Origin of the sequence: Aureimonas glaciei (genome assembly GCF_014643375.1) — a bacterium.
In the GTDB taxonomy this organism is placed as follows: domain Bacteria; phylum Pseudomonadota; class Alphaproteobacteria; order Rhizobiales; family Rhizobiaceae; genus Plantimonas; species Plantimonas glaciei.
The window spans coordinates 21,372-41,976 of the sequence record NZ_BMJJ01000021.1 but is presented as its reverse complement, the minus strand read 5'-3'; the positions used below and the strand labels follow the sequence as shown (position 1 = coordinate 41,976).

The window sequence follows — 20,605 nt, the reverse complement described above, 5'->3', positions numbered from 1 at the left end:
CAGACAACCAAAACTCCCGACCGACGCAGACCGGGACCCTTCCAAAGCCGAAGAAGTGTAACCCATCCATCCGGGCAGTTCTGTTACTCATCAATCCGCTGGACACGCGCGACGATCCAGGGGTAGGGCCGGTGTTCGGAGGGGAATGGATCAGGGATGGCGTGCCTGAACGGCTCGATGACCGCCAGGTCGCCCTTGGACGCGCAAAGGCCGCCGCTGCTTCTTCTCCCCACCGGGGAGAAGTGCCCGGCAGGGCGATGAGGGGGCGCACGCGTCCGGACAGGCCGCCCCCCTCTTCCGGCCGCTGCGCGGCCACCTTCTCCCCGGCGGGGAGAAGAATAGCGCCCGGCTTAGACGGCCTCGAACACCCTGAACTCGGCGACGACCTGGTCGTAGACGCCGCGCTTGAATGGCACGACGAGCGCCAGCACCTCGTCCATCGGCTTCCAGTCCCAGGCGTCGAATTCGGCAGAGTGACCGCCGGGCGGGGGATTGATGGCGATTTCGGTCTCGTCGCCCTCGAAGCGAAAGGCGAACCATTTTTGGGTCTGGCCGCGGTATTTGCCCTTCAGGGCGATGCCGACGAGGTGCGGTGGCAGGTCGTAGTCGATCCAGCCCGAGGTCTCGCCCAGCAGCTGCACCGAGCGCATGCCCGTTTCCTCGTAGAGTTCGCGGAAGGCGGCGGGAAGCGGGTCCTCGCCCTTGTCGATGCCGCCCTGGGGCATCTGCCAGAGCGCCGTCGCGCCCTCCATCTCGCCCTGTTCCTCGACGAGGCGGCGGCCGACCCAGACGTGGCCGTGGGCGTTCAGCACCATGATGCCGACGCAGGGGCGATAGGGCAGGGTCTTCGCTGCTGACATTCTGGGTCTCCGGGGCGAAAAGCCCGCTCCCTTTATCGGGCCGGGCGGGGCGCCGGCAAGGGCTCAGCGGTTCTCGGGATCGCGGGCGAGGGCCGAGACCGGGACGAGCCGGATGCCCCGCGCCTCGGCGGCGCTGATCCAGTCGGCGATGGCCGCGACCGAGACATCGAAGGCGGAGGCGACGCCGATGGCGCTGCCATTGGCGCGGGCGACGCGCTCGAGCGTGGCGAGCTCCGCCTCGATCGCCGCCCTGTCCTGCTTCGCGTCGATGAGGACGTCGGCGGCGGCAAAGACCGTGCCGGCCTCGCGCGCGACATCGCGGGCGGTGCTGCGGGCGGAACTGGCGTCGTCGAGGAACATCAGTCCGCGGCGGGCCAGTTCCGTCGCCAGCGGCTGCAGGGCGGCGGGATCGGCAGTGAGGCGGGCGCCCATGTAGTTCATGACGCCGACATAGTTGGTGAGGCGGGAGAGCGACCAGTCCAGGTCGCCGAAGGCGCCCGCAGCGGCGTCGGCTGCGGTGACGGTATGCTCGCCGGGCGAGGTCTGGGGGTAGCCGAAAGGCTCCATCGGCACCTGCAGCACCAGCTCGTGGCCGCTGCGACGGGCGTCCTGCATCCAGCGGTCGAGGCTGTTGCCGCCGGGGGCGAAGCCCAGCGTGACGCCGGCGGGCAGCGTTCGGATGGCGGCCTGCGTGCCGGTCTGGCTGATGCCGAGGCCGCCGACGACGATGGCGACGCGGGTGCCGACGGCGGTCGCGGGGGCGACGGAATAGACGTCGAAGGGCCGGCGCCCGTCGGCGGCACGGATCGGCAGTGGCCCCTCGTCGCCGGGCTCGAGAAGAGCCTCGTCGGGGAGGTGGGCAAGGGTCGGCGGCTGGCGCAGGGATTGCGGGTCGCTCACCGTGATCGCCTGCCCGGCGCGGCCGCCCTCGCCGGGGGGATAGGTGATCGTCGGCAAAGACGGGTCTGGCAACGGTGCGGACTGTACCGGCATGGCCGCCGGTACCGGGCGCAACGGGGCTGGCGCAGCCGTCGCGGCAGCGGTGAGGGCGGCCGAGCGCGCGGCTTCGGCCTCGGCGAAGACGTCGACATGGCGCAAGGCCGGGCCCGTCAGCGCCGTCGCCAGCGATCCGGCGAGCACGGTCATGACGGCCGCGCCCGCGGCGAGCCGCTGGCGGCGGCGCGAGCGACCGGGGCCCTGGTGTCGGAGATCGCGGCCGAGCGGCCGCGTGAGATCGTCGAGCATGATGGCGCTCTAGCATCGGAGGCTGGATCGAGGCTCGACGGCCCGAAGGGCCGGTCAAGCAAAAGCCCCGGCGCTGGTCGCAGCGCCGGGGCTTTTGTGGTCTGACGGGCGGGCCTTATTTGGCGGCGCGCTTGTCGGCCTTGGGCGGGAATGCCGCATCGGTCTTGACGCCGCGCAGGAGGTCGAGCGCGTACAGCATCTGCAGGTCGTCCTTCTGCTCCGGCGGGACGTAGTCGAGCGAGCCCGATCCTTCCGCGTTCTCTTCATTGCCGGTGATGTGGCCGCGCAGCGAGGACTCGCCGCGTGTCACTTCGTCGTCGGCGTCGAGGCCCATCTGCTTCTTGATGTCGTCCGGCAGCGGCTGTTCGACCATGATGTCCGGATCGATGCCGCGGCCCTGGATCGAACGGCCCGACGGCGTGTAGTAGAGCGCCGTGGTCAGGCGCAGGGCGCCATTGGCGCCGAGCGGGATGATCGTCTGGACCGATCCCTTGCCGAAGGAGCGCGAGCCGACGACGGTGGCGCGGCGCTGGTCCTGCAGGGCGCCGGCGACGATCTCGGAGGCCGAGGCCGAACCGCCGTTGACGAGAACGACCAGCGGCTTGCCGCCGATGTCGTCACCGGTGCGGGCGTTGTAGCGGCGCGTCTCTTCCGGATTGCGGCCGCGTGTCGAGACGATCTCGCCGTTCTCCAGGAAGGCGTCGGAGACGCTGACGGCCTCGTCGAGCAGGCCGCCGGGGTTGCGCCGGAGATCGAGGACGAAGCCCTTCAGCTTGTCGGCCGGGATCTTCGCTTCGATGTCGGCGATCGCCTCTTCCATGCCGACCGTGGTCTGTTCGTTGAACTTCAGCAGCTTGATGTAGCCGACATCGTTCTCGACCGAATGGCGGACCGAGGGCACCTTGATCTCGTCGCGCTTGATCGACAGTCGGATCGGCTTGGTGGCCCCCTCGCGGACGATGGTGAGGTTCACCGAGGTGCCGATGTCGCCCTTCATCTTCTCAACCGCCTGCGACAGCGTCAGGCCGCGGACCTGCTCGCCGTTGATCTCGGCAATGAGGTCGCCGGCGAGGACGCCGGCCTTGTCGGCGGGCGTGCCCTCGAAGGGGGAGACGACCTTGACGAGTTCCTCCTCCATCGTGACCTCGATGCCGAGGCCGCCGAACTGGCCGCGGGTCTCGGTGCGCATGTCCGCCGCTTCCTTGGCGTTCATGTAGCTCGAATGCGGGTCGAGCTGCGTCAGCATGCCGTTGATCGCCGTCTCGACCAGCTTCTGGTCGTCGGGAACGTCGACATACTGCGCCCGAACCCGCTCGAACACGTCGCCGAAGATCGCCAGCTGCCGATAGGTGTCGGACCCGGCCGCATTCGCGACGCCGGACTGCTGCCCGACAAAGACAGTCATCGCCGTGGCGCCCATGAGCGCACCGGCGAAGAGTATCGAGAGCTTACGAATCATTCCTCGTCCTTCCAGAAGGTTCTTCCGACCACCACGGAGCCGGATCAACCGGTGTCCCGTCCTTGCGAAATTCTACGTAGAGCATCGGAGCGGATGCGTCGAAATCGCTTGCCGCGGTGCTGGCGACGCGTCGCGCGCCCATCACCGCCACGGGCTCTCCCGCCAAGACGAATTGACCCACCGCAACATCGATCTTGCTCATGCCCGCCAACACAACATGATAGCCGTCGCCGGCGTCAAGTATCAAGAGCTGTCCGTAGGAGCGGAAAGGCCCGGAATACAACACCCTGCCGTCCGCCGGAGCCGTCACGAGATCGCCGGCGCGGGTTGCGAAGGCGAGCCCGGCCGACGGACGCCCGATGCCGTCGCTTGCGCCGTAGCCGACCTGCAGATGACCGGATACGGGTACCGTGAGACGACCCTTCATTGTCGAAAATGGGGCGGCCGGTTCGATGGTGGTCATTTCACGCCGAAGTGAGGCGACATCGTAGGAGGGAGCGGCCTCGGGCGTCGTTTCCGCCGGCGGCACGGCCGCGACAACGGGCGGTGGCGCCTGGTCCGGGACGGTGCTCGGTTCGCCCGGCGACGCGGGTGCCTGCTCGGCGAGCTGCGCGGCCTTCTCCCGCTCGGCAGCGAGGCGTTCGGCCTCGGCCGCCTGCAGCGCCGCTGTCTGGCGCTTTTCCTCGGCGAGCTTGGCGGCCGCGGCCTCGGCGGCCCGGGCGCTCTCGGCTTCCGAGTCGAGCGAGGCGATCAGGTCCTGGAGGCTGGTGGCCTTGGCCGCGAGCTCCGCTGCCCGCTGCGCATCGGCGAGACGCCGGTCGCGGCTATCGGTCTCGAGCCGCTGCTTCTCCAGGAAGAGGCGCGCCAGGCGTGCTTCCTCCTGCTTCTGCCGCGTCATGCCGGCGATGTAGCTGGCCTTTTCCACGCCGATCTCGCGCTTCACGGCCGCCAACTGGTCGAGGTCGGCGGCGAGCTTGTCGGTCTCTTTGCGGATGCGCGGCACGACGGCGCCGAGGAGAATGGCGCTGCGCACCGAGCCGAGCGCATCGTCCGGCCGGACGAGAAGCGCCGGCGGCGGCTTGCGCCCCATGCGCTCCAGCGCCCCCAGCACTTCGGCAAGGAGGCCGCGGCGCTTGCGCAGCGAGGCCTTGAGCGAGGCCTCGTCGCCGGCCAGGGCATCGATGCGGCTTTCGGTCGCGGCGATGTCCTTCTCGATCAGCTTCTGCGCCGCCGCTGCCTCGATCATCGCCGTGCGAATCTTGGTGCGGTCCTCGGCCAGCGCGGCGATCTCCGCGTCGAGGGCGGTGACGTTCTCGCGCGTCAGGGAAATGCGGCTGGTGAGGTCGGCGAGTTCCGCTGCGGTCTTCGCGCGCTCGTTCTCGAGAATCAGCACGCGGCTGATGCTGGCGGTCTCCGTCGCGTCGGCGGTCTCGGCCTCCACGGGGGTCGAGCCGAGCCCGAGGGAAACGGCGAGCACGAGGGCGGCGAGCATCGAGCGAAGCCCGCGATGGCGCGTTCTCCGTGCTCTGTCTGGCTGCGTCGCTCGGTTTCGCAAGATTGCCTCTGAGACCCGTGGCCGTTTGTCGCCGTCGTCCGCCGACGGCCAGCGCAGGATAGAGCCGCCGTCTTAACAATGCATCAACCATCCGGCACCCCTGCGCGCCGCGGCCGAAAAGCCTTCCGCCGCAACCGTGGTGGCGTGATGGCGAGCCACGCTCAAGATGGTGCCCGCAACGAAAGAGGGCCGGCCTGTTGCCGATCGGCGACGCGCCTGCGGTTCAGACCCGGTGGTAGGGATGGCCGGAGAGGATCGTGGTCGCGCGGTAGATCTGTTCGGCGATAAGCATGCGGGCGATCTGGTGCGGAAAGGTCATGCGCCCCAGTGACAGCACGAGGCGCGCGCTCTCGCGAAGCGCCGGATCGAGGCCGTCCGGACCGCCGATGATCAGGGCCAGATCGCGCACGCCCTCGTCGCGCAACTGCGCTAGCTCGGTGGCAAAACCCTCCGACGACAGCAGCTTACCGGTCTCGTCGAGGGCGATCAGCACGGTCTTATCGGCAAGGCCCGAGGTCAGCCGGGCCGCCTCGTCGCGCTTGCGTTCGGCGACGCCGGCCGCGCGCGATTCCGGATATTCGCTGAGCCCGGCATAGTCGAGACCGAGCGACCCGCCGCTCTTGCCGAGACGACCGAGATAACGGTCGGCCAGCTCGCGCTCGGGGCCCGCCTTCATCCGGCCGACGGCGGCGATCGTCAGCCGCACCGGCGGAAGGCTCCCGCCGGCTGCGGCCCTGACATGTGTTCAGCCATCACGCCTATCCAAACTTCTCGCCGGATCCGACACGACGGCTGCCGACGACGGTCAATGGACCGTCGCGTCTCCGGCGTCACCGCCCACCGACCACATCTTTTCCAGATTGTAGAAGGCGCGGACTTCGGGGCGGAAGATGTGGACGATGATGTCGCCCGCGTCGATCAGCACCCAGTCGCCATTCTGCAGTCCCTCGACCTTGCAGGAGCCGTGGCCGCCTTCCTTGAGGTCGGACAGGACGTGCTCGGCGACGGCGGAAACATGGCGGTTGGAGCGGCCGGACACGATCACGAGGTAATCGGCCAGTGCCGATTTTCCATGCAGATCGATGGTCAGGATGTCTTCGCCCTTCGAGTCCTCGAGGCTCGAAATGACGACGTCGATGGCGGCGCGCTGCGGCGACGGATCGCTCGGGGCACCCTCGGAAGCAGCGCTCAACAGGGCGTCTTCCGAATCCAGGGCAGTTCTCAGGGTCGTTCTTCCTTTTCGAAACGGGGAGAGGACGTCATGTCCTGCCCGTGGGTTAACAGTGGCAGTCATCGGTGTCGGTTTCAAGACCGGGCGCCCCCGGACGCCTCCCCCGACCGCAGGGCCGTCGACGAGAGGGGGGAACGGGGACCATGCAGGAACACCCATGCGGGAGCCTTGCGGAAGGGCAGCGCGGCACCGTCGGCTTCGCTCAAACGAAAGCGCGAGAAGGTCTTGGCCATCGGCGAGGACAGGATCGACAGCGTCGCGCCCGGCCGGTCGACGACGGCGATCGGCATGGTGCCGACGATGCCGCGCCAGTCCTGCCAGCGGTGGAAGCTGGCGAGGCTGTCCGCGCCCATGACCCAGACGAAGTGGACGTCCGGCCGCCGCTGCCGCACCAGCGCCAGCGTGTCGGCGGTATAACGCAGGCGATGGGCGGCCTCGAAGGCGGTGACGTCGATGCGCGGTTCGGCGGCGATGTGGCGCGAGGCGGCGATGCGCTCGCCGAGCGAATGCGTCCGCTCGTGGCGCTTCAGCGGATTGCCGGGGGTGACGATCCACCAGAGCCGGTCGAGCTGCAGGCGCCGCAGCGCCGTCTCGGCGACGAGCAGATGCCCGGCATGCGGCGGATCGAAGGAGCCGCCGAACAGGCCGACGGTCATGCCGCTCTCGGTGTGCGGCAGCCTGAGGTCGGCGGCCGCCACGTCCAAAAGCGCCGTCGTCCCGCCGCCGCGACGGTCCTGGGGCCTAGGGAGGGTCACGAGCGGGTCTGGCCGGTGCCGAAGACGCGGTAGTTGAAGCTCGTCAGCTGCTCGACCCCGACCGGCCCGCGCGCGTGCATCTTGCCGGTGGCGATGCCGATCTCCGCGCCCATGCCGAACTCGCCGCCGTCGGCGAACTGGGTCGAGGCATTGTGCAGGAGGATCGCCGAATCGATGCCGGCGAGAAAGCGCGTGGCTGCCGCCGTGTCGCCCGTGACGATCGCCTCGGTATGGTGCGAGGAGTGCCGCTCGATATGGGCGATGGCGCCCTCGACGCCGTCCACGAGCGCGACCGAGAGGATCGCGTCGAGATATTCGGTGTCGAAATCCTGGTCGCTCGCCGGCGCCGCGGCCGGATAGAGCGCAACGACCTCAGCCGTGCCGCGGATCTCGCAGCCGGCGGCGGCGAGCGCGTCGAGGACGGGGGCGAGATGCGTCGCCGCCGCCGCGCGGTCGACGAGCAGCGTCTCGGCCGAGCCGCAGACGCCGGTCCGGCGCATCTTGGAATTGACGGTAACGTCGATGGCCATGGCGAGATCCGCCGCGCCGTCGATGTAGACATGGTTGAGGCCTTCGAGATGGGCGAAGACCGGCACGCGCGCTTCGCGCTGTACGCGCTCGACCAGCGAGCGGCCGCCGCGCGGCACGATGACGTCGATGGCGCCGCGGAGCCCCGTCAGCATGGCGCCGACGGCGGCGCGATCGGTCGTCGGCACGCGCTGGATGGCATCTGCGGGCAGGCCGGCCTCAAGGAGACCCGCGACCAGTGCCGCACTGATCGCGGCGGAGGAGCGGGCCGAGTCCGAGCCGCCACGCAGGATCACGGCATTGCCGGCCTTGAGGCAGAGCGCGCCGGCATCGGCGGTGACGTTCGGCCGGCTTTCGTAGATGACGCCGACGACGCCGAGCGGCGTGCGCACGCGGCAAATCTCGAGGCCGTTCGGCCGCTCCCAGGCGGCGATGGTGGAACCGACGGGATCGGCCAGCGCGGCGACCTCGCGCAGAGCCGCGGCAATGCCGGCGATACGGCCGGAATCGAGGCGCAGACGGTCAACGAGGGCCGGCGACAGGCCGGCGGCGAGGGCGTCCGCGACATCCTCGGCATTGGCCGCGAGAATCGCCGGCTCGTCTCGCGCCACGGCGACGGCCATGGCTTCCAACGCCGCATTCTTCTGCGTGGTCGGTGCCAGAGCGAGGACGCGCGCGGCCGCGCGGGCGCGAGCGCCGATGTCCAGCATCAGCGCCGTCACGTCGTCGGGCAAAGCGGCGGTTTCAACCGTGTCCATGCTGTCTCTTCCCAAACCCGTCGCTCAGGCCAGCTCGCCGGCGTCGCGAAAATGCCGTTCCATCACCAGGTCGTCGCGGTGGATCATCGCGGCCCGGGCGGGGTAGCCGAGCGCCGCCTCGATCGCCTGCGAGCGCAGGCCCGCCACGAGACGCGCCTCGGCGGCGTCGTAGGCGACGAGGCCGCGGGCGATCTCGCGCCCGTCCTCGGCAGCGACCAGAATGGTGTCGCCGCGGCCGAACTCGCCGTGCACGGCGGTCACCCCCGCCGGCAGCAGGCTTTTCCCCGCGGAGAGGGCCTGGACCGCGCCGGCATCGATGACGAGGCGGCCGGCGGCGTTGAGATGGCCGGCGATCCAGCGCTTGCGCGCCATCACCGGGTTGGCCGTCGGCCGGAACAGCGTCGCGCGCTCGCCGCGTTCGATCGCGCCGAGGGGACCCAGCCGGTCGCCGGCGGTGATGATCATCGCCGCGCCCGCCGAGGTCGCGATCTTGCCGGCGTCGATCTTGGTGCGCATGCCGCCGCGCGAATACTCCGACGCCGCCGCGCCCGCCATGGCTTCGATCGCCGGCGTGATGCGCTCGACCAGCGGGATGTGCGCAGCATCGGGATCGGTCGCCGGCGGCGCGGTGTAGAGCCCGTCGATATCCGACAGGAGGACGAGGAGGTCGGCGGACATCATGGTGGCGACGCGCGCGGCCAGCCGGTCGTTGTCGCCGTAGCGGATCTCGGTGGTGGCGACGGTGTCGTTTTCGTTGATCACCGGCACCGCGCCGAACTGCAGCAGCGTACCGACCGTGGCGCGGGCATTGAGATAGCGCCGCCTCTCCTCGGTGTCGCCGAGCGTCAAAAGGATCTGCCCGGCCTCAAGGCCGTGCGTGCCGAGCGCCTCGGCATAGGCGCGCGACAGGGCGATCTGGCCGACGGCGGCCGCCGCCTGGCTCTCTTCCAGCTTCAGCGCGCCGTTCGGCAGCTTCAGGATCTTGCGCCCCAGCGCGATCGCCCCGGACGAGACGATCAGCATCTCGTGGCCGGAGGCGGCCAGCCGCGCGACGTCGGAAACGAAGCCCTCCAGCCAGTCGCGGCGCAGCCCGGTCTGGCGGTCGACGAGGAGGGCCGAGCCGATCTTGACGACGATCCGCTTGGCGCCCGAGAGCGTGGCGGCCGCTGTCATTCCTTGTCCTGCCGCTCGCTGTAGGAGTCGGGCAGGGCGGCCCAGCGGTCGGGAGAGGGCGCCTCCTCCTCCTCGCCGGTGATGCCGAGGATCTCGCGGCGCAACTGGCGCAGGACCGGTGTCATGCCGGCGCGGCTGACGGCCGAGATCGCCAGCGGCCGCTTGCCGCTCGCCTTGCCGAGGATCTTCAGCTTTTCCGCCAGTTCCTCTTCCGACAGCGTATCGATCTTCGACAGCGCCAGAATTTCGGGCTTGTCGGTCAGGCTCTCGTCATAGGCGTGAAGCTCGGCGCGCACCGTGCGGTAGGCATAGGCGACATCCTCTTCCGTCGCCGAGACGAGGTGCAGGAGCACCCGCGTGCGCTCGACATGGCCGAGGAAACGGTCGCCGATGCCGACGCCCTCATGCGCGCCCTCGATGAGGCCGGGAATGTCGGCGATCACGAATTCCGCGCCGTCGACGGTGGCGACGCCGAGATTGGGATGCAGCGTCGTGAAGGGATAGTCCGCGATCTTCGGCCGCGCCGCCGTCACGGAGGCGAGGAACGTCGACTTGCCGGCATTCGGCAGGCCGACGACGCCGGCGTCGGCGATCAGCTTCAGCCGCAGCCAGATCGTCAGTTCCTCGCCTTCGAGGCCCGGATTGGCGCGGTAGGGCGACTGGTTGACCGAGGTCTTGAAATAGTCGTTGCCGAAGCCGCCATTGCCGCCCGCGGCGATGCGCACGCGCTGGCCGACCTGGGAGAGGTCGCAGAGCAGCGTCTCGTTGTCCTCGGCAAAAACCTGCGTGCCGGCCGGCACCTTCAGCGTCACGTCCGTGCCCTTGGCGCCGGTGCGGTTGCGGCCCATGCCATGGGTGCCGGTCTTGGCCCGGAAATGCTGCTGGTAGCGGTAGTCGATCAGCGTGTTGAGGCCCGACACGGCCTCGATGAAGACGTCGCCGCCGCGGCCGCCGTCGCCGCCGTCCGGCCCACCGAACTCGATGAACTTTTCGCGCCGGAACGAGATGGCGCCGGCGCCGCCGTCTCCGGACTTGATGTAGACCTTGGCCTGGTCGAGGAACTTCATAGCGTTATTTCCTGGCCGTCCGGGCGGGCGAGGCTCGCCGCTGCCGTTCTTGAACGGGGTTATTGTAGTGAAGAGGAGGCGGGACGCGAAGGCCCGTCTCCGTGAAACTCTGCGCTCGCCGCCCCCGCCTTGGCTCAGCCGGTCGGCGCGACCTTGGAAAACACGACGCGGGCCCCGGCGATCGGCAGGCCGAATTTCGAGATCCGCACAAGGTTCTGCACCGTTCCGTCCGCCTGCTGCCGCATCCAGTGGCGGAAATGCAGGAGCATGTCGCTGCCGCCGGGGGCATAGCCGTCATAATTCAACACCGCGCCGTCCTCGGTCTTGTAGCCGGTGACCGGAACGGCCGGGCGAAGCTTGCCGTCCTCTCCGGCGGTCTCCACCGTTCCGGCATAGCGCCCGTCCGGTGTCGCCGTCAGGGCCCAGCGCTGCAGCCGCTCGCCCTTGGCCAGATGAAACGTCTCGTCGAGTTCGAGGCGCCCGCTCGTCGCCGTGCCGGCGAAGCCCGCCGTGATCGCTTCGGTGAACACCAACAGCGTGTCGATCTCGCCCTCGCTGACGCTCGCCCCGTCGAAGAAGGTCTCCAGCGCGAAACTCCCCTTCGGCGCCGGCACCGGCTCGGCGCAGGCGGCAAGACCAGCCAGCAACAGAGCCGCCACCGCGAGCTTTGCCGAGGACGTTCGCGTCCGTTCGCCCGTCTTCTGCACATCCATCATGCCGAGCGGCCCCATGCCTTCAACGCCGCCCAGGCGCGGCGGTCGAGGTGAAAATCCTCGGAGGCGACTCTTCCGGCCGCCACCGAGACGAAAGTGCCGGTGCCGCGCGGCTGAAACCCGCATTTTTCGAGGACCCGGCGCGAGGCGCCGTTGATCACCCGGCAATTGGCATGCACGCAATCGACGCCGGCCCTGGCGAAGGCGAGATCGATCACCGCCTGCGCCGCCTCGGTGGCAAAGCCCTTGCCCCAGTGCGGGCGGCCGAGCCAGTAGCCGAGATCGACGGTCTTCGGCCGGGCCATCGGCCGGAGGCCGCAGAGGCCGAGAAAGCCGCCGTTCCCGGCATCGGTCACGGCGAAGACGAATTCGCGATCGACATGCGCCAGAAAGTGCCGGGCGTGGTCGACCGTATAGGGGTGCGGCAGGCGAGCCAGCATGCAGGCCACGCCCGGATCATTGGCGAGCCGCGCCATGGCGGGCGCGTCCGCGGCCACGGGCCGCCTCAGAAACAGGCGCCGCGTGGCGATGGGTTCGAGCGGGTCTTCGAGCAGACTGCCCAGATCTGTGTCCATGACATCCGTCCTCAACAACGAAAAAGGGGAGATGGCGGCCCATCTCCCCTGATCTCGCTTCGAAACGGCGACCATGGTGGTCGGCCTCAAAGCACCGGGTCGTTGGGACACCGGTGCTTGTCGGCGCCGGTCACTCTGCTGCGATGGCTTTCGGCGTGACGGAAATGAAGGCGCGGCCGCGGGCCTTGGTCTGGAAGGTGACGACGCCTTCGACGGTGGCGAAAATGGTGTGATCCTTGCCCATGCCGACATTGGCACCCGGATGCCACTGGGTGCCGCGCTGGCGCACGATGATATTGCCCGGGATGACGGCCTGGCCGCCCGACTTCTTCACGCCGAGGCGCTGACCGGCCGAGTCGCGACCGTTGCGGGACGAGCCGCCTGCTTTCTTATGAGCCATGATGTTCTCTCCTGGAGCCTCGCCATCCCTTCGGGGACGGTCCGTCTCTCTCAATCTCTAACATTTTAGCAGGATGCCGGCCGAGTTGTCTCGGCTGATCGGCGTATCCCACCCGATTCGCTCTGCCGGCCTCCCGACGCTGCCGGTTGCCCGGCGGCGACAGGTACCGTGACGGCGGCGCTATTCGGCGTCGGCGACGGTCTCGGTCTTCTTGGCGCGCGGCTTGGCCGGGGCCTTCTTCTTCGGCGCCTCGGCCTCGGCCTTGGCGTCCGCCTTGGCAGCCTTCGCCTCTTCCTTGGCAGCCTTGGCGGCGGCCTTGTCTTCGGCGGCTTCGGTCTCGGTCTTCTCGACCTTGGCAGCCTTGGCCGGCTTTTCCGAGGCCGTCTGGCCGTCGCCGAGGATTTCGCCGATGCGGATCAGCGTCAGGTCCTGGCGGTGGCCGCGGGTGCGCTTAGAATTCTGGCGGCGGCGCTTCTTGAACGAGATCACCTTCGGGCCGCGGGTCTGCTCGACGATCTCGGCGGTGACGCTGGCGCCGGCCACGAAGGGCGCGCCGATCGTCGTGCCGAGCATCAGCACCTCGGTGAAGGTCAGGCTGTCGCCGGCTTCGCCGGGCAGGCGCTCGATTTCGAACTCGTCGTTGGCGACGACGCGGTACTGCTTGCCGCCTGTCTTGATCACTGCGAACATGGTCATTCCTTGTTAGACCGACTCTCGGAGATTCCCGGGCCGTCTTCTTGTTGTTTTTCGGCTGAAGGCGGGCCGTTGTCGCAAGCGACGACGGACCGGCCAAAATGGCGGCGGCAAAGCCGTCCCCATCGGGCGCGTCCTTAGCCGAGGCATCCCGCTGCGTCAAGCTGGCGCCACGCGGCGAGAGGCGCTGCACGCCCCTCGCGCGCCGCTGGCGGGAGCCGCCAGGCCACGCCGGTCGCCCCCGGCAGACGCCGGCGCCCCTCGGCGCCCCCCGGCCAACGCCGGCGGCCCCTCGGCCAGACGCCCGCGGCTCCTTCGCCAGACCCCGACGGCTCCTCGCTCGACCCCGGTGGCCCCTCGGCCCGATCCCGCCGGCGACCGGCCGCGCCGCGTGAGTCTCGCGCTGCGGATCGCGAAAACCTCGGCCATTTTCGCCGCGCCCGACAAAAAACCGCGTGCCCGCTGCACAAAACGGCTGGACATGGCCGCCACTTTCCACGATATGGTCCGCCCCGGAGAGGTGGCAGAGTGGTCGAATGCACCGCACTCGAAATGCGGCATACGGGTGACCGTATCGGGGGTTCGAATCCCCCCTTCTCCGCCAGTAGCCCCTAGAACCACTGTCCTGCCTGGAAATTGCTGCGCAGTAACGCTTTCGTCATCGCCCGCTGGTACACAGGGGTGATACACACGATGGTGCTGAGAATGGCGCAATCCTCCAAGCGGTCCGGATCCGGAATGTTCTATTTCCGGCAGCGCGTCCCGACCGATCTGTTGGCAATCGTTGGTCGAAAAGTCGAGATGTTTTCCTCGGTACCAGAGATCCGACCGAGGCGCGACGGCTCTTCGCAAAGCATGCGGCGGCCTATCAGGAGCGGTGGCAGAACCTGCGCTCGGGATACCGATCCCTTTCGTTCACCGACTACACCGCGATCGCCGGCTACTTCTATCGGACCCACGTCGCCCGGAACCGCGCCGGACGGATTTCGCCGTTCGGCCTGTTCGATGATCGCATCACACGGATTGTCGAGGATTCCTCGAATAAGGACCCGTCGGCCCACTCCGACTTCACGCGATCCCACGGAAATGAGATCCAGGCCCTACCTCGACGAGCGGGGCATGCTGCTCGACTTCACCACGAGGCGCGCCCTCGACTGGCACATCGCCAAGGCGATGCGGCAGGCTGAGGAGCAGGCTGGCAAGTATTTCGGTGGGGACTTCAGCCCGGATCCGATTGCCGAACGCTTCCCTCCGATCGAGGAGGTCAAGCCGGCGATCGCGATCGTCAGCCTGTCGATCGTCGGATCCTTCGATACCTATGCTGGAAAGTCCAAACTTGCACCGTCCACTCGCAAGCGGTGGCATCCGGTCTTCAGCCACCTCGTCGCCTTCGTCGGTCATGACGATGTGCACCTCCTGACGCGGCAGTCGTTGACGGACTGGAGAGACGACTTGGCGAAGACGCGGAGCGGCGTCACGGTGAAGGACGTCTATCTCGCTTCCCTGAAAGCCGTTCTGAACTGGCTGGTCGAGGAAGGGAAGCTTTCCGCGACCCGGCGGTCGGCGTGAAGGTCAAGGTGAAGAAGGCAGAAAAGAACAGGTCCAAGTCGCTATCGGATAGCGAGGCGAGACGATCCTTTCGGCAGCTCTTCTTCCGTATCCGCGACTGGAGAGGGCCCATGCCGCGGCCCGCCGTTGGGTGCCCTGGATCTGTGCCTACACGAGCGCACGCGTCAACGAGATCACGAAGTTGCGGCGTCAGGACATCCGGAAGAAAGGCGACATCTGGTATTTCCGGATCACGCCCGAGGCCGGAACCGTCAAGTCGGGGGAATTTCGCAACGCCCCGATCCATCCTCATCTCGTCGAACAGGGGTTTCTCGAGTTCGTTGGGAGCAGAGGGCCGCAGGAGATGTTCTACAATTCTCGGGCGAGGCCCGTGAAGGACGACCCGCATCCTCCGTTCAAGAAGATAGCCGAGCGCCTCGCAGCATGGGTCCGGAGGCTTGGCGTCACGGATGAGGACGTCAGTCCGTCACATGGGTGGCGTCATCGCTACAAGACGGAAGGTCGGGAGTTCGACGCCAATCCTCTGGTCCTCGATGCCATCCAAGGACATGCGGCCGCCAGCGAGGGGACGAAGTACGGCGAGTTCTCGCTCACCGTCATGATGAGGGAAATGCTGAAGATGCCGCGATACGAAGTGGAAAAGCGTTGATCCGGCGTTCTCAGCTTGGAGTCTTCATGAACTTGGTGCGGTTGATAGCGCGATCTCGATTCACTAATCACTCCGTCAGCCATCGAGCATGGCCTCGACATAGATTATCGGCTTGGCGTTGCCCCCTCTGCCTAGTCCAGTTCGAAGTTCGTTCTGGCCCATCGTCGTGTCCAGCGCGTTCGACAAGGTCGGGGCGCTATCTGAAGGCGCAACTCGCGCTGACGGTTTGAATTGAGCAAAGCGCGCCGGGAGTACAGAGCGATCCTCGACGCCTGTCTTGCCGACGACGGCGACCGGGCCGCGACACTCACAAGGGCCTATATTCTCGACGCCAGCCACTCTCTCGTCGCGCTCCTGAAGCGCGAGCGGAAAGATCAGGACTGATGGGTGGCGGGCAGGAGCGCGGGCGGGCGGCCTGATCGATGCCGCCGCTGTCGGCGGGGGCGGGCGAACCGATGCCCTTGGTCGACCGGACGCCCCTGGGCCCTCGAGGTATCGGCAAAGGCTTCGTGCTCCGGTGCTAGACGGCCATCGCCTTCTTCAGGTTCTCGTCGATCTTGTCGAGGAAGCCGGTGGTCGACAGCCAGGGCTGGTCGGGACCGATGAGGAGGGCGAGGTCCTTGGTCATGTGGCCGGCCTCGACGGTGTCGACGCAGACCTTCTCCAGCGTGTCGGCAAAGCGCGCGAGCTCGGCATTGTCGTCGAGCTTGGCGCGGTGCGCGAGGCCCCGCGTCCAGGCGAAGATCGAGGCGATCGAGTTGGTCGAAGTCTCCTCGCCCCGCTGGTGCTGGCGGTAGTGGCGGGTGACGGTGCCGTGCGCGGCTTCCGCCTCGCAGGTCTTGCCGTCCGGGGTCATCAGCACCGAGGTCATCAGGCCGAGCGAGCCAAACCCTTGCGCCACCGTGTCGGACTGGACGTCGCCGTCGTAGTTCTTGCAGGCCCAGACATAGCCGCCCGACCACTTCATCGCCGAGGCGACCATGTCGTCGATCAGGCGGTGCTCGTAGGTGATCTTCGCTTCCTTGAACCGGGCGGCGAACTCGGCCTGGTAGATCTCCTCGAAGATATCCTTGAAGCGACCGTCATAGGCCTTGAGGATGGTGTTCTTGGTCGAGAGGTAGACGGGATAGCCGCGCAGGAGGCCGTAGTTCAGCGAGGCCCGGGCGAAGTCGCGGATCGATTCGTCCTGGTTGTACATGGCCATGGCGACGCCGGCGGCGGGCGCGTCGTAGACTTCGTGCTCGATCACCGCACCGTCCTCGCCGACGAACTTGATCGACAGCTTGCCCTTGCCGGGGAAGCGGAAATCGGTGGCCTTGTACTGGTCGCCGAAGGCATGGCGGCCGACGATGATGGGCTTCGTCCAGCCGGGCACGAGGCGCGGCACGTTCTTGGCGATGATCGGCTCGCGGAAGATAACGCCGCCGAGGATGTTGCGGATGGTGCCGTTCGGCGACTTCCACATCTTCTTCAGCGAGAATTCCTTCACCCGGTCCTCGTCGGCCGTGATCGTGGCGCATTTCACGCCGACGCCATGCCGCCGAATCGCGTGCGCCGCATCGATCGTCACCTGGTCGTCGGTGGCATCCCGATTTTCCATGCCGAGGTCGTAATAGTCGAGGTCGATGTCGAGATAGGGATGGATCAGCTTGTCCTTGATGAACTGCCAGATGATCCGTGTCATCTCGTCGCCGTCGAGCTCCACGACCGGGTTTGCAACCTTGATCTTCGTCATAAGCATTCTCTTGGTGGGGGAGGGCTGAAGGCCGGCCGGGCCTCAGGAGTTACGCAGGTGCCGCTCGACGCTCTGCAGGTGAAGGCGCATCGCCGCGGCTGCGCCGGCCGTGTCACGGTTGGCGATCGCTTCGACGATCTGTTCGTGCTCGGCGAAACTGTGGTGGTCGGGGGGAGGCCGCTTCGGATCGGCACGCAGCCGGCCCCAGTTCACCTCGCGTCGCACCGCGTTCAATGTGTCGAGGAGGCCCACGAGCAGGCTGTTCTGCGTCGCCTCCGCGATGGTGCGGTGAAGCCGGTTGTCCCAGTGCTCGTACTGTCGCCAGTCCGGCGCGTTAAAGGCGCGGGCCATGCATTGACGCAGTTCCGCCAGAACCGCCGGCGTCGCGTTAAGCGCGGCGACGCGGGCGATCTCGGGCTCGATCGCGATGCGGGCGTTCATGATCTCGATCGGATTGGTGCGCCGCGCCATCGAGGCGACGTCGGAAGCGTTGTCGATCGGACGGTTGCCGGCAAAGGTGCCCTTGCCGACATGACGCCAGAGAACCCCTTCGCCCTGCAGCGTGGTCAGCGCCCGGCGCAGCGAGGCGCGCGTCAGGCCCAGCCTGTCGGCGAGTTCGCGCTCCGGCGGTAGCCGTCCGTCATCCCCGAGCGCTGCGCCGGCCAGGAAGTCGCGCAGGCGACCCAGCGCCTCCGCATCCAACGACGCTTCCATGTTCACCATAAGCTCCAGACCAATTGCATATTGGTTGAGGTGTAGGCGACTCGTCATCTCCGGTCAATCGGCCCCCCAGCCGCTGTTGTCATGTCGCGCGAATCCAACAAAGCAGTGATATTTCGCGGTGCCCAGTCGCTGGATTGGAAATTCCACGGCTGCCGAGGGCATCGCCGATTGACACGCCCTGCGAACCAATATCTTATCAATCAAGTATTGGTTGACCAATGCGCCGGCAGAGCGCGGTCATCTCATCATCGGGAGGAACGTCATGAGCATGCTGACCGCATTGAAGCAGTCCGTCGCAGCCACAGTGTTCGGATGCGTTATCGCCCTGTCCCCGGCCACGGCCGATGCCGAGCCGTTGCGCGTGGCCTTCGGCGACATTCCGAGCGTCGAGACGCTCCATCTCCTCATCGCCTTCGAGCGCGCCAAGGAGGCGGGCCTCGACCTGGAGGTCACCTATCTCAAGTCCGAGGACATCGCCGCGCAGGCCGTCGTCAGCGGCCAGGCCGATGTCGGGGTCGGCGGGCCCTATGCCCTGATCCAGAAGGTCCGCGCGCCCGTGCGCATGTTCATGCAGCTGTCCACGCTGCAGATGTATCCGGTGGTGGCGGCGGACACCTACAAGACTTGGAAGGACCTCGACGGCAAGGAAGTCGCGGTGCATTCGCGCGGCTCGGGCACCGAGGCGATCATGCGCCTTGCCGCGGAAAAGAACGGTATCGAATACTCCAACATCTCCTACATCCCCGGCTCGGAAGTCCGCACCGGCGCGCTGCTGCAGGGCAACGTCAAGGCGACGATCGTCGACGCCTCGGGCAAGCGCATCCTCGAGGCGCAGGCGCCGGGCAAGTTCCTGTATCTGCCGCTCGACGACCTGGCGGCGACGGACGAGGGCCTGTTCGCCAACACCGACTACCTGAAGGAGCATCCGCAGGAGGTGGCGACGCTGGTCGAGGCCATCCTCACCACCTGGCGCGAAGTCGCCAAGGATCCGGCCGCCGTCGAGCGGCTGCGCGAGAAGTACAAGCTCCTGCCCGACGCGAGCCCGGAAATGGTCGCCGAGATCGGCCCTTACTTCAAGGAGGCGGCCGCCGGCGGCCTGCCGCTGAATGGCGGCGGCGAAGAGGCGGTGAAGGACGATTTCGACTTCTACACCACCTCCGGCGCCCTCGAGGGCGAGGCGAGCGGGCTGAAGGTCGAGGACTTCTGGGAATTCGCGCCCCTGAAGGCCGCGCTGGCCAAGCTCGGCCAGAGCTGAGGACGCCTCCATGGTCTCGCTCACGAAACCGGACGGGGCGGGGCAGGCGTCCCTTCCCATCGACGCCGGGTCGGCGGGGCGGGTCTCGCAGGCCTTCCGCCGCTTCCCCTCGCTCTGGACGATCGCCTCGCTGGTGGTTCTTTTCGGGGCCTGGGAGATCGCCGGGCGGGTGCCGATCAGCTTCGCCTTCCCGCCCTTCTCGGAGACGCTCCTCGCCTTTATCGAAATGGTCGGCGACGGCTCGATGGCCTATGCCTATTTCATCACGCTGCAGCCGCTGGTGCTCGGCGTCGCCCTATCAGGGCTGCTGGGCGTCGCGCTGGGCGTCGTGATGGGGCTGTCAAAGAAGGCGGAATGGCTGCTGGCGCCGATCTTCATCGTGCTCCAGGCAGCCCCGATGGCGGCCCTCGTGCCGCTCGTCACCTTCGTCTACGGCATCGGCCTCACGGCCAAAACGCTGGCGGTGATCATGCTGGCCCTGCCGGTGATCGTCCTCAACTCCTACAAGGCCGTCCGCCACGTCAACCCGTCGCTCGTCGCCATGTGCCGCTCCTTTGGCGGCTCGCGGCTGCAGCGCATCGTCAAGGTCATCATCCCCGACGCCTCGCCGGTGATCTTTGCCGGGCTCCGGCTCGGCATTGCCGCCGGCTTCATCGGCGTCATGCTGGCCGAGCTCCTGATCACCCCCACCGGCGTCGGCGATCTCATCACCTACCACCGCTCCATCGCCAACTACGGGCACATGTACGCCGCGGTCGCCTCGATCATCGTCCTGTCCACCGTCACGCTCGTCGGTCTGCAGCGCTTCGAGCTGCGCTTCATGCGCCCTGAGAAGAGGATATCGGCCTGATGTCTCGAACAAGCCTGCGGGAGCCAATGCCGCACCCGACCCTTGCCGCAGAGGACGCGGTCGTCCGCGTGCGCGGCATTTCCAAGACCTATGGCGACGTCGAGGCCCTGCGCAATGTCGATCTCGACGTCGCCCGCGGCAAGCTGACGACGCTGCTCGGCCCCTCCGGCTGCGGCAAGACCACGCTACTGAAGATCATCGCCGGCCTGATCCCGGCCACCGCGGGCGAGATCGTCGTCAACGGACGGGTCGTCAGCGGCCCGGGCCCGGAGCGCGCCTTCGTCTTCCAGGACTTTGCCCTGATGCCGTGGGCGACGGTGATGCGCAACGTCGCCTTCGGCCTGGAACTGAAGGGGATCGGCGAGGCCGAGCGCCGCCGCACGGCCCAGCGCTACATCGACGAGGTGGGCCTGTCCGGTTTCGAGAGCAAATATCCGCACGAGCTTTCCGGCGGCATGAAGCAGCGTGTCGGCATCGCCCGGGCCTTCGCCGTCAATGCCGACGTCCTTCTCCTCGACGAGCCCTTTTCGGCCGTCGACGAGCAGAACCGCCGAAAATTCCAGGAGGACCTCCTGCGGCTCGTCGCGCTCGAGAACAAGACCTTCATCTTCGTCACCCATTCGATCGAGGAGGCGGTCTATGTGTCCGACAGGATCGTGCTCCTGTCGCCGCGCCCGGGCCGCATCTCGCAGACGATCGATCCGGCGATCGACCGCAGCGCCTCGCCCGACGAGATCCGCCGCGACAAGGGCTATCTCGATACGGTGGAGGAGATCTGGAACGGTCTTCGCCATTATGCGGAGTAGGCGGCC

22 protein-coding genes and 1 tRNA gene are annotated in these 20,605 nt (G+C 67.6%); 7 read left to right on the top strand and 16 right to left on the bottom strand.

What is annotated here, in order from left to right; translation table 11 throughout:
* Nucleotides 1–350: 350 nt before the first annotated feature.
* The 14 genes from IEX88_RS25875 to rplU all read right to left on the bottom strand — a co-directional run bounded on the left by IEX88_RS25875 (nt 351) and on the right by rplU (nt 13,009).
* Nucleotides 351–860 carry an RNA pyrophosphohydrolase gene (locus tag IEX88_RS25875; protein WP_188855360.1) on the bottom strand — a complete coding sequence of 170 codons (510 nt, stop codon included), beginning with the start codon at nt 858–860 and terminating at the stop codon, nt 351–353.
* Nucleotides 861–923: 63 nt separating this feature from the next.
* Nucleotides 924–2,105: a divergent polysaccharide deacetylase family protein gene (locus IEX88_RS25870; protein ID WP_188855359.1), complete on the bottom strand. Its 1,182-nt coding sequence runs from the start codon at nt 2,103–2,105 to the stop codon at nt 924–926.
* Nucleotides 2,106–2,220: 115 nt separating this feature from the next.
* A complete protein-coding gene (locus IEX88_RS25865; protein WP_188855358.1) occupies nt 2,221–3,564 on the bottom strand; it encodes a S41 family peptidase in 1,344 nt (447 codons plus the stop codon).
* On the bottom strand, nt 3,554–5,056 hold the full coding sequence (locus IEX88_RS25860; protein WP_188855357.1) for a murein hydrolase activator EnvC family protein: 1,503 nt from the start codon (nt 5,054–5,056) through the stop codon (nt 3,554–3,556). The genes IEX88_RS25865 and IEX88_RS25860 overlap by 11 nt, the downstream gene beginning before the upstream one ends.
* Before the next feature lie 286 nt (nt 5,057–5,342).
* A complete protein-coding gene (gene rlmH, locus IEX88_RS25855; protein WP_188855356.1) occupies nt 5,343–5,825 on the bottom strand; it encodes a 23S rRNA (pseudouridine(1915)-N(3))-methyltransferase RlmH in 483 nt (160 codons plus the stop codon).
* A 99-nt stretch (nt 5,826–5,924) separates the two neighbouring features.
* Complete coding sequence (rsfS, locus tag IEX88_RS25850) at nt 5,925–6,413, bottom strand: ribosome silencing factor (protein ID WP_188855355.1); 489 nt, start codon at nt 6,411–6,413, stop codon at nt 5,925–5,927.
* Nucleotides 6,414–6,424: 11 nt separating this feature from the next.
* Nucleotides 6,425–7,048 carry a nicotinate-nucleotide adenylyltransferase gene (locus IEX88_RS25845; protein ID WP_373289671.1) on the bottom strand — a complete coding sequence of 208 codons (624 nt, stop codon included), beginning with the start codon at nt 7,046–7,048 and terminating at the stop codon, nt 6,425–6,427.
* 53 nt (nt 7,049–7,101) lie between these two features.
* The gene (locus IEX88_RS25840; RefSeq protein WP_244640503.1) at nt 7,102–8,391 is read right to left on the bottom strand and encodes a glutamate-5-semialdehyde dehydrogenase; all 1,290 of its coding nucleotides are present in this window, start codon (nt 8,389–8,391) and stop codon (nt 7,102–7,104) included.
* Between the two features lie 24 nt (nt 8,392–8,415).
* Entirely contained in the window at nt 8,416–9,564 is a 1,149-nt protein-coding gene (proB, locus tag IEX88_RS25835; protein WP_188855354.1) for a glutamate 5-kinase, read from the bottom strand.
* Nucleotides 9,561–10,631, bottom strand: coding sequence for a GTPase ObgE (gene obgE, locus IEX88_RS25830; protein WP_188855353.1), 1,071 nt, complete (start codon nt 10,629–10,631; stop codon nt 9,561–9,563). The genes proB and obgE overlap by 4 nt, the downstream gene beginning before the upstream one ends.
* A gap of 134 nt (nt 10,632–10,765) precedes the next feature.
* Nucleotides 10,766–11,362, bottom strand: coding sequence for a DUF3833 family protein (locus IEX88_RS25825; protein WP_188855352.1), 597 nt, complete (start codon nt 11,360–11,362; stop codon nt 10,766–10,768).
* On the bottom strand, nt 11,344–11,919 hold the full coding sequence (locus IEX88_RS25820) for a GNAT family N-acetyltransferase (protein WP_188855351.1): 576 nt from the start codon (nt 11,917–11,919) through the stop codon (nt 11,344–11,346). The genes IEX88_RS25825 and IEX88_RS25820 overlap by 19 nt, the downstream gene beginning before the upstream one ends.
* A gap of 130 nt (nt 11,920–12,049) precedes the next feature.
* A complete protein-coding gene (gene rpmA / locus IEX88_RS25815; RefSeq protein WP_188855350.1) occupies nt 12,050–12,319 on the bottom strand; it encodes a 50S ribosomal protein L27 in 270 nt (89 codons plus the stop codon).
* A 180-nt stretch (nt 12,320–12,499) separates the two neighbouring features.
* Nucleotides 12,500–13,009 carry a 50S ribosomal protein L21 gene (gene rplU, locus IEX88_RS25810; protein ID WP_188855349.1) on the bottom strand — a complete coding sequence of 170 codons (510 nt, stop codon included), beginning with the start codon at nt 13,007–13,009 and terminating at the stop codon, nt 12,500–12,502.
* Nucleotides 13,010–13,526: 517 nt separating this feature from the next.
* On the opposite strand from rplU, the gene IEX88_RS25805 reads away from it, so the two are divergent.
* The 4 genes from IEX88_RS25805 (at nt 13,527) to IEX88_RS25790 (ending at nt 15,614) form a co-directional block, all read left to right on the top strand.
* Nucleotides 13,527–13,616, top strand: a tRNA-Ser gene (locus tag IEX88_RS25805).
* A gap of 482 nt (nt 13,617–14,098) precedes the next feature.
* On the top strand, nt 14,099–14,581 hold the full coding sequence (locus IEX88_RS25800; RefSeq protein WP_188855348.1) for a site-specific integrase: 483 nt from the start codon (nt 14,099–14,101) through the stop codon (nt 14,579–14,581).
* A 181-nt stretch (nt 14,582–14,762) separates the two neighbouring features.
* Nucleotides 14,763–15,230: a site-specific integrase gene (locus IEX88_RS25795; protein WP_188855347.1), complete on the top strand. Its 468-nt coding sequence runs from the start codon at nt 14,763–14,765 to the stop codon at nt 15,228–15,230.
* 231 nt (nt 15,231–15,461) lie between these two features.
* A complete protein-coding gene (locus IEX88_RS25790; protein ID WP_188855346.1) occupies nt 15,462–15,614 on the top strand; it encodes a GntR family transcriptional regulator in 153 nt (50 codons plus the stop codon).
* Nucleotides 15,615–15,750: 136 nt separating this feature from the next.
* On the opposite strand, the gene IEX88_RS25785 is transcribed toward IEX88_RS25790, so the two are convergent.
* Nucleotides 15,751–16,965 carry an NADP-dependent isocitrate dehydrogenase gene (locus tag IEX88_RS25785; RefSeq protein ID WP_188855345.1) on the bottom strand — a complete coding sequence of 405 codons (1,215 nt, stop codon included), beginning with the start codon at nt 16,963–16,965 and terminating at the stop codon, nt 15,751–15,753.
* Nucleotides 16,966–17,007: 42 nt separating this feature from the next.
* Nucleotides 17,008–17,688, bottom strand: coding sequence for a FadR/GntR family transcriptional regulator (locus IEX88_RS25780; RefSeq protein ID WP_188855344.1), 681 nt, complete (start codon nt 17,686–17,688; stop codon nt 17,008–17,010).
* A 268-nt stretch (nt 17,689–17,956) separates the two neighbouring features.
* Between IEX88_RS25780 and IEX88_RS25775 the strand changes: the two genes are divergently transcribed.
* The 3 genes from IEX88_RS25775 to IEX88_RS25765 are packed head-to-tail and all read left to right on the top strand — an operon-like array spanning nt 17,957 to nt 20,599.
* Entirely contained in the window at nt 17,957–18,943 is a 987-nt protein-coding gene (locus IEX88_RS25775) for an ABC transporter substrate-binding protein (RefSeq protein ID WP_188855362.1), read from the top strand.
* Nucleotides 18,944–18,953: 10 nt separating this feature from the next.
* Nucleotides 18,954–19,793, top strand: a complete 840-nt coding sequence (locus IEX88_RS25770) for an ABC transporter permease (protein WP_188855343.1) — start codon at nt 18,954–18,956, stop codon at nt 19,791–19,793.
* Nucleotides 19,793–20,599 (top strand): ABC transporter ATP-binding protein, encoded by an 807-nt coding sequence (locus IEX88_RS25765; RefSeq protein WP_188855342.1) that lies wholly within the window; start codon nt 19,793–19,795, stop codon nt 20,597–20,599. The genes IEX88_RS25770 and IEX88_RS25765 overlap by 1 nt, the downstream gene beginning before the upstream one ends.
* Nucleotides 20,600–20,605 lie beyond the last annotated feature (6 nt).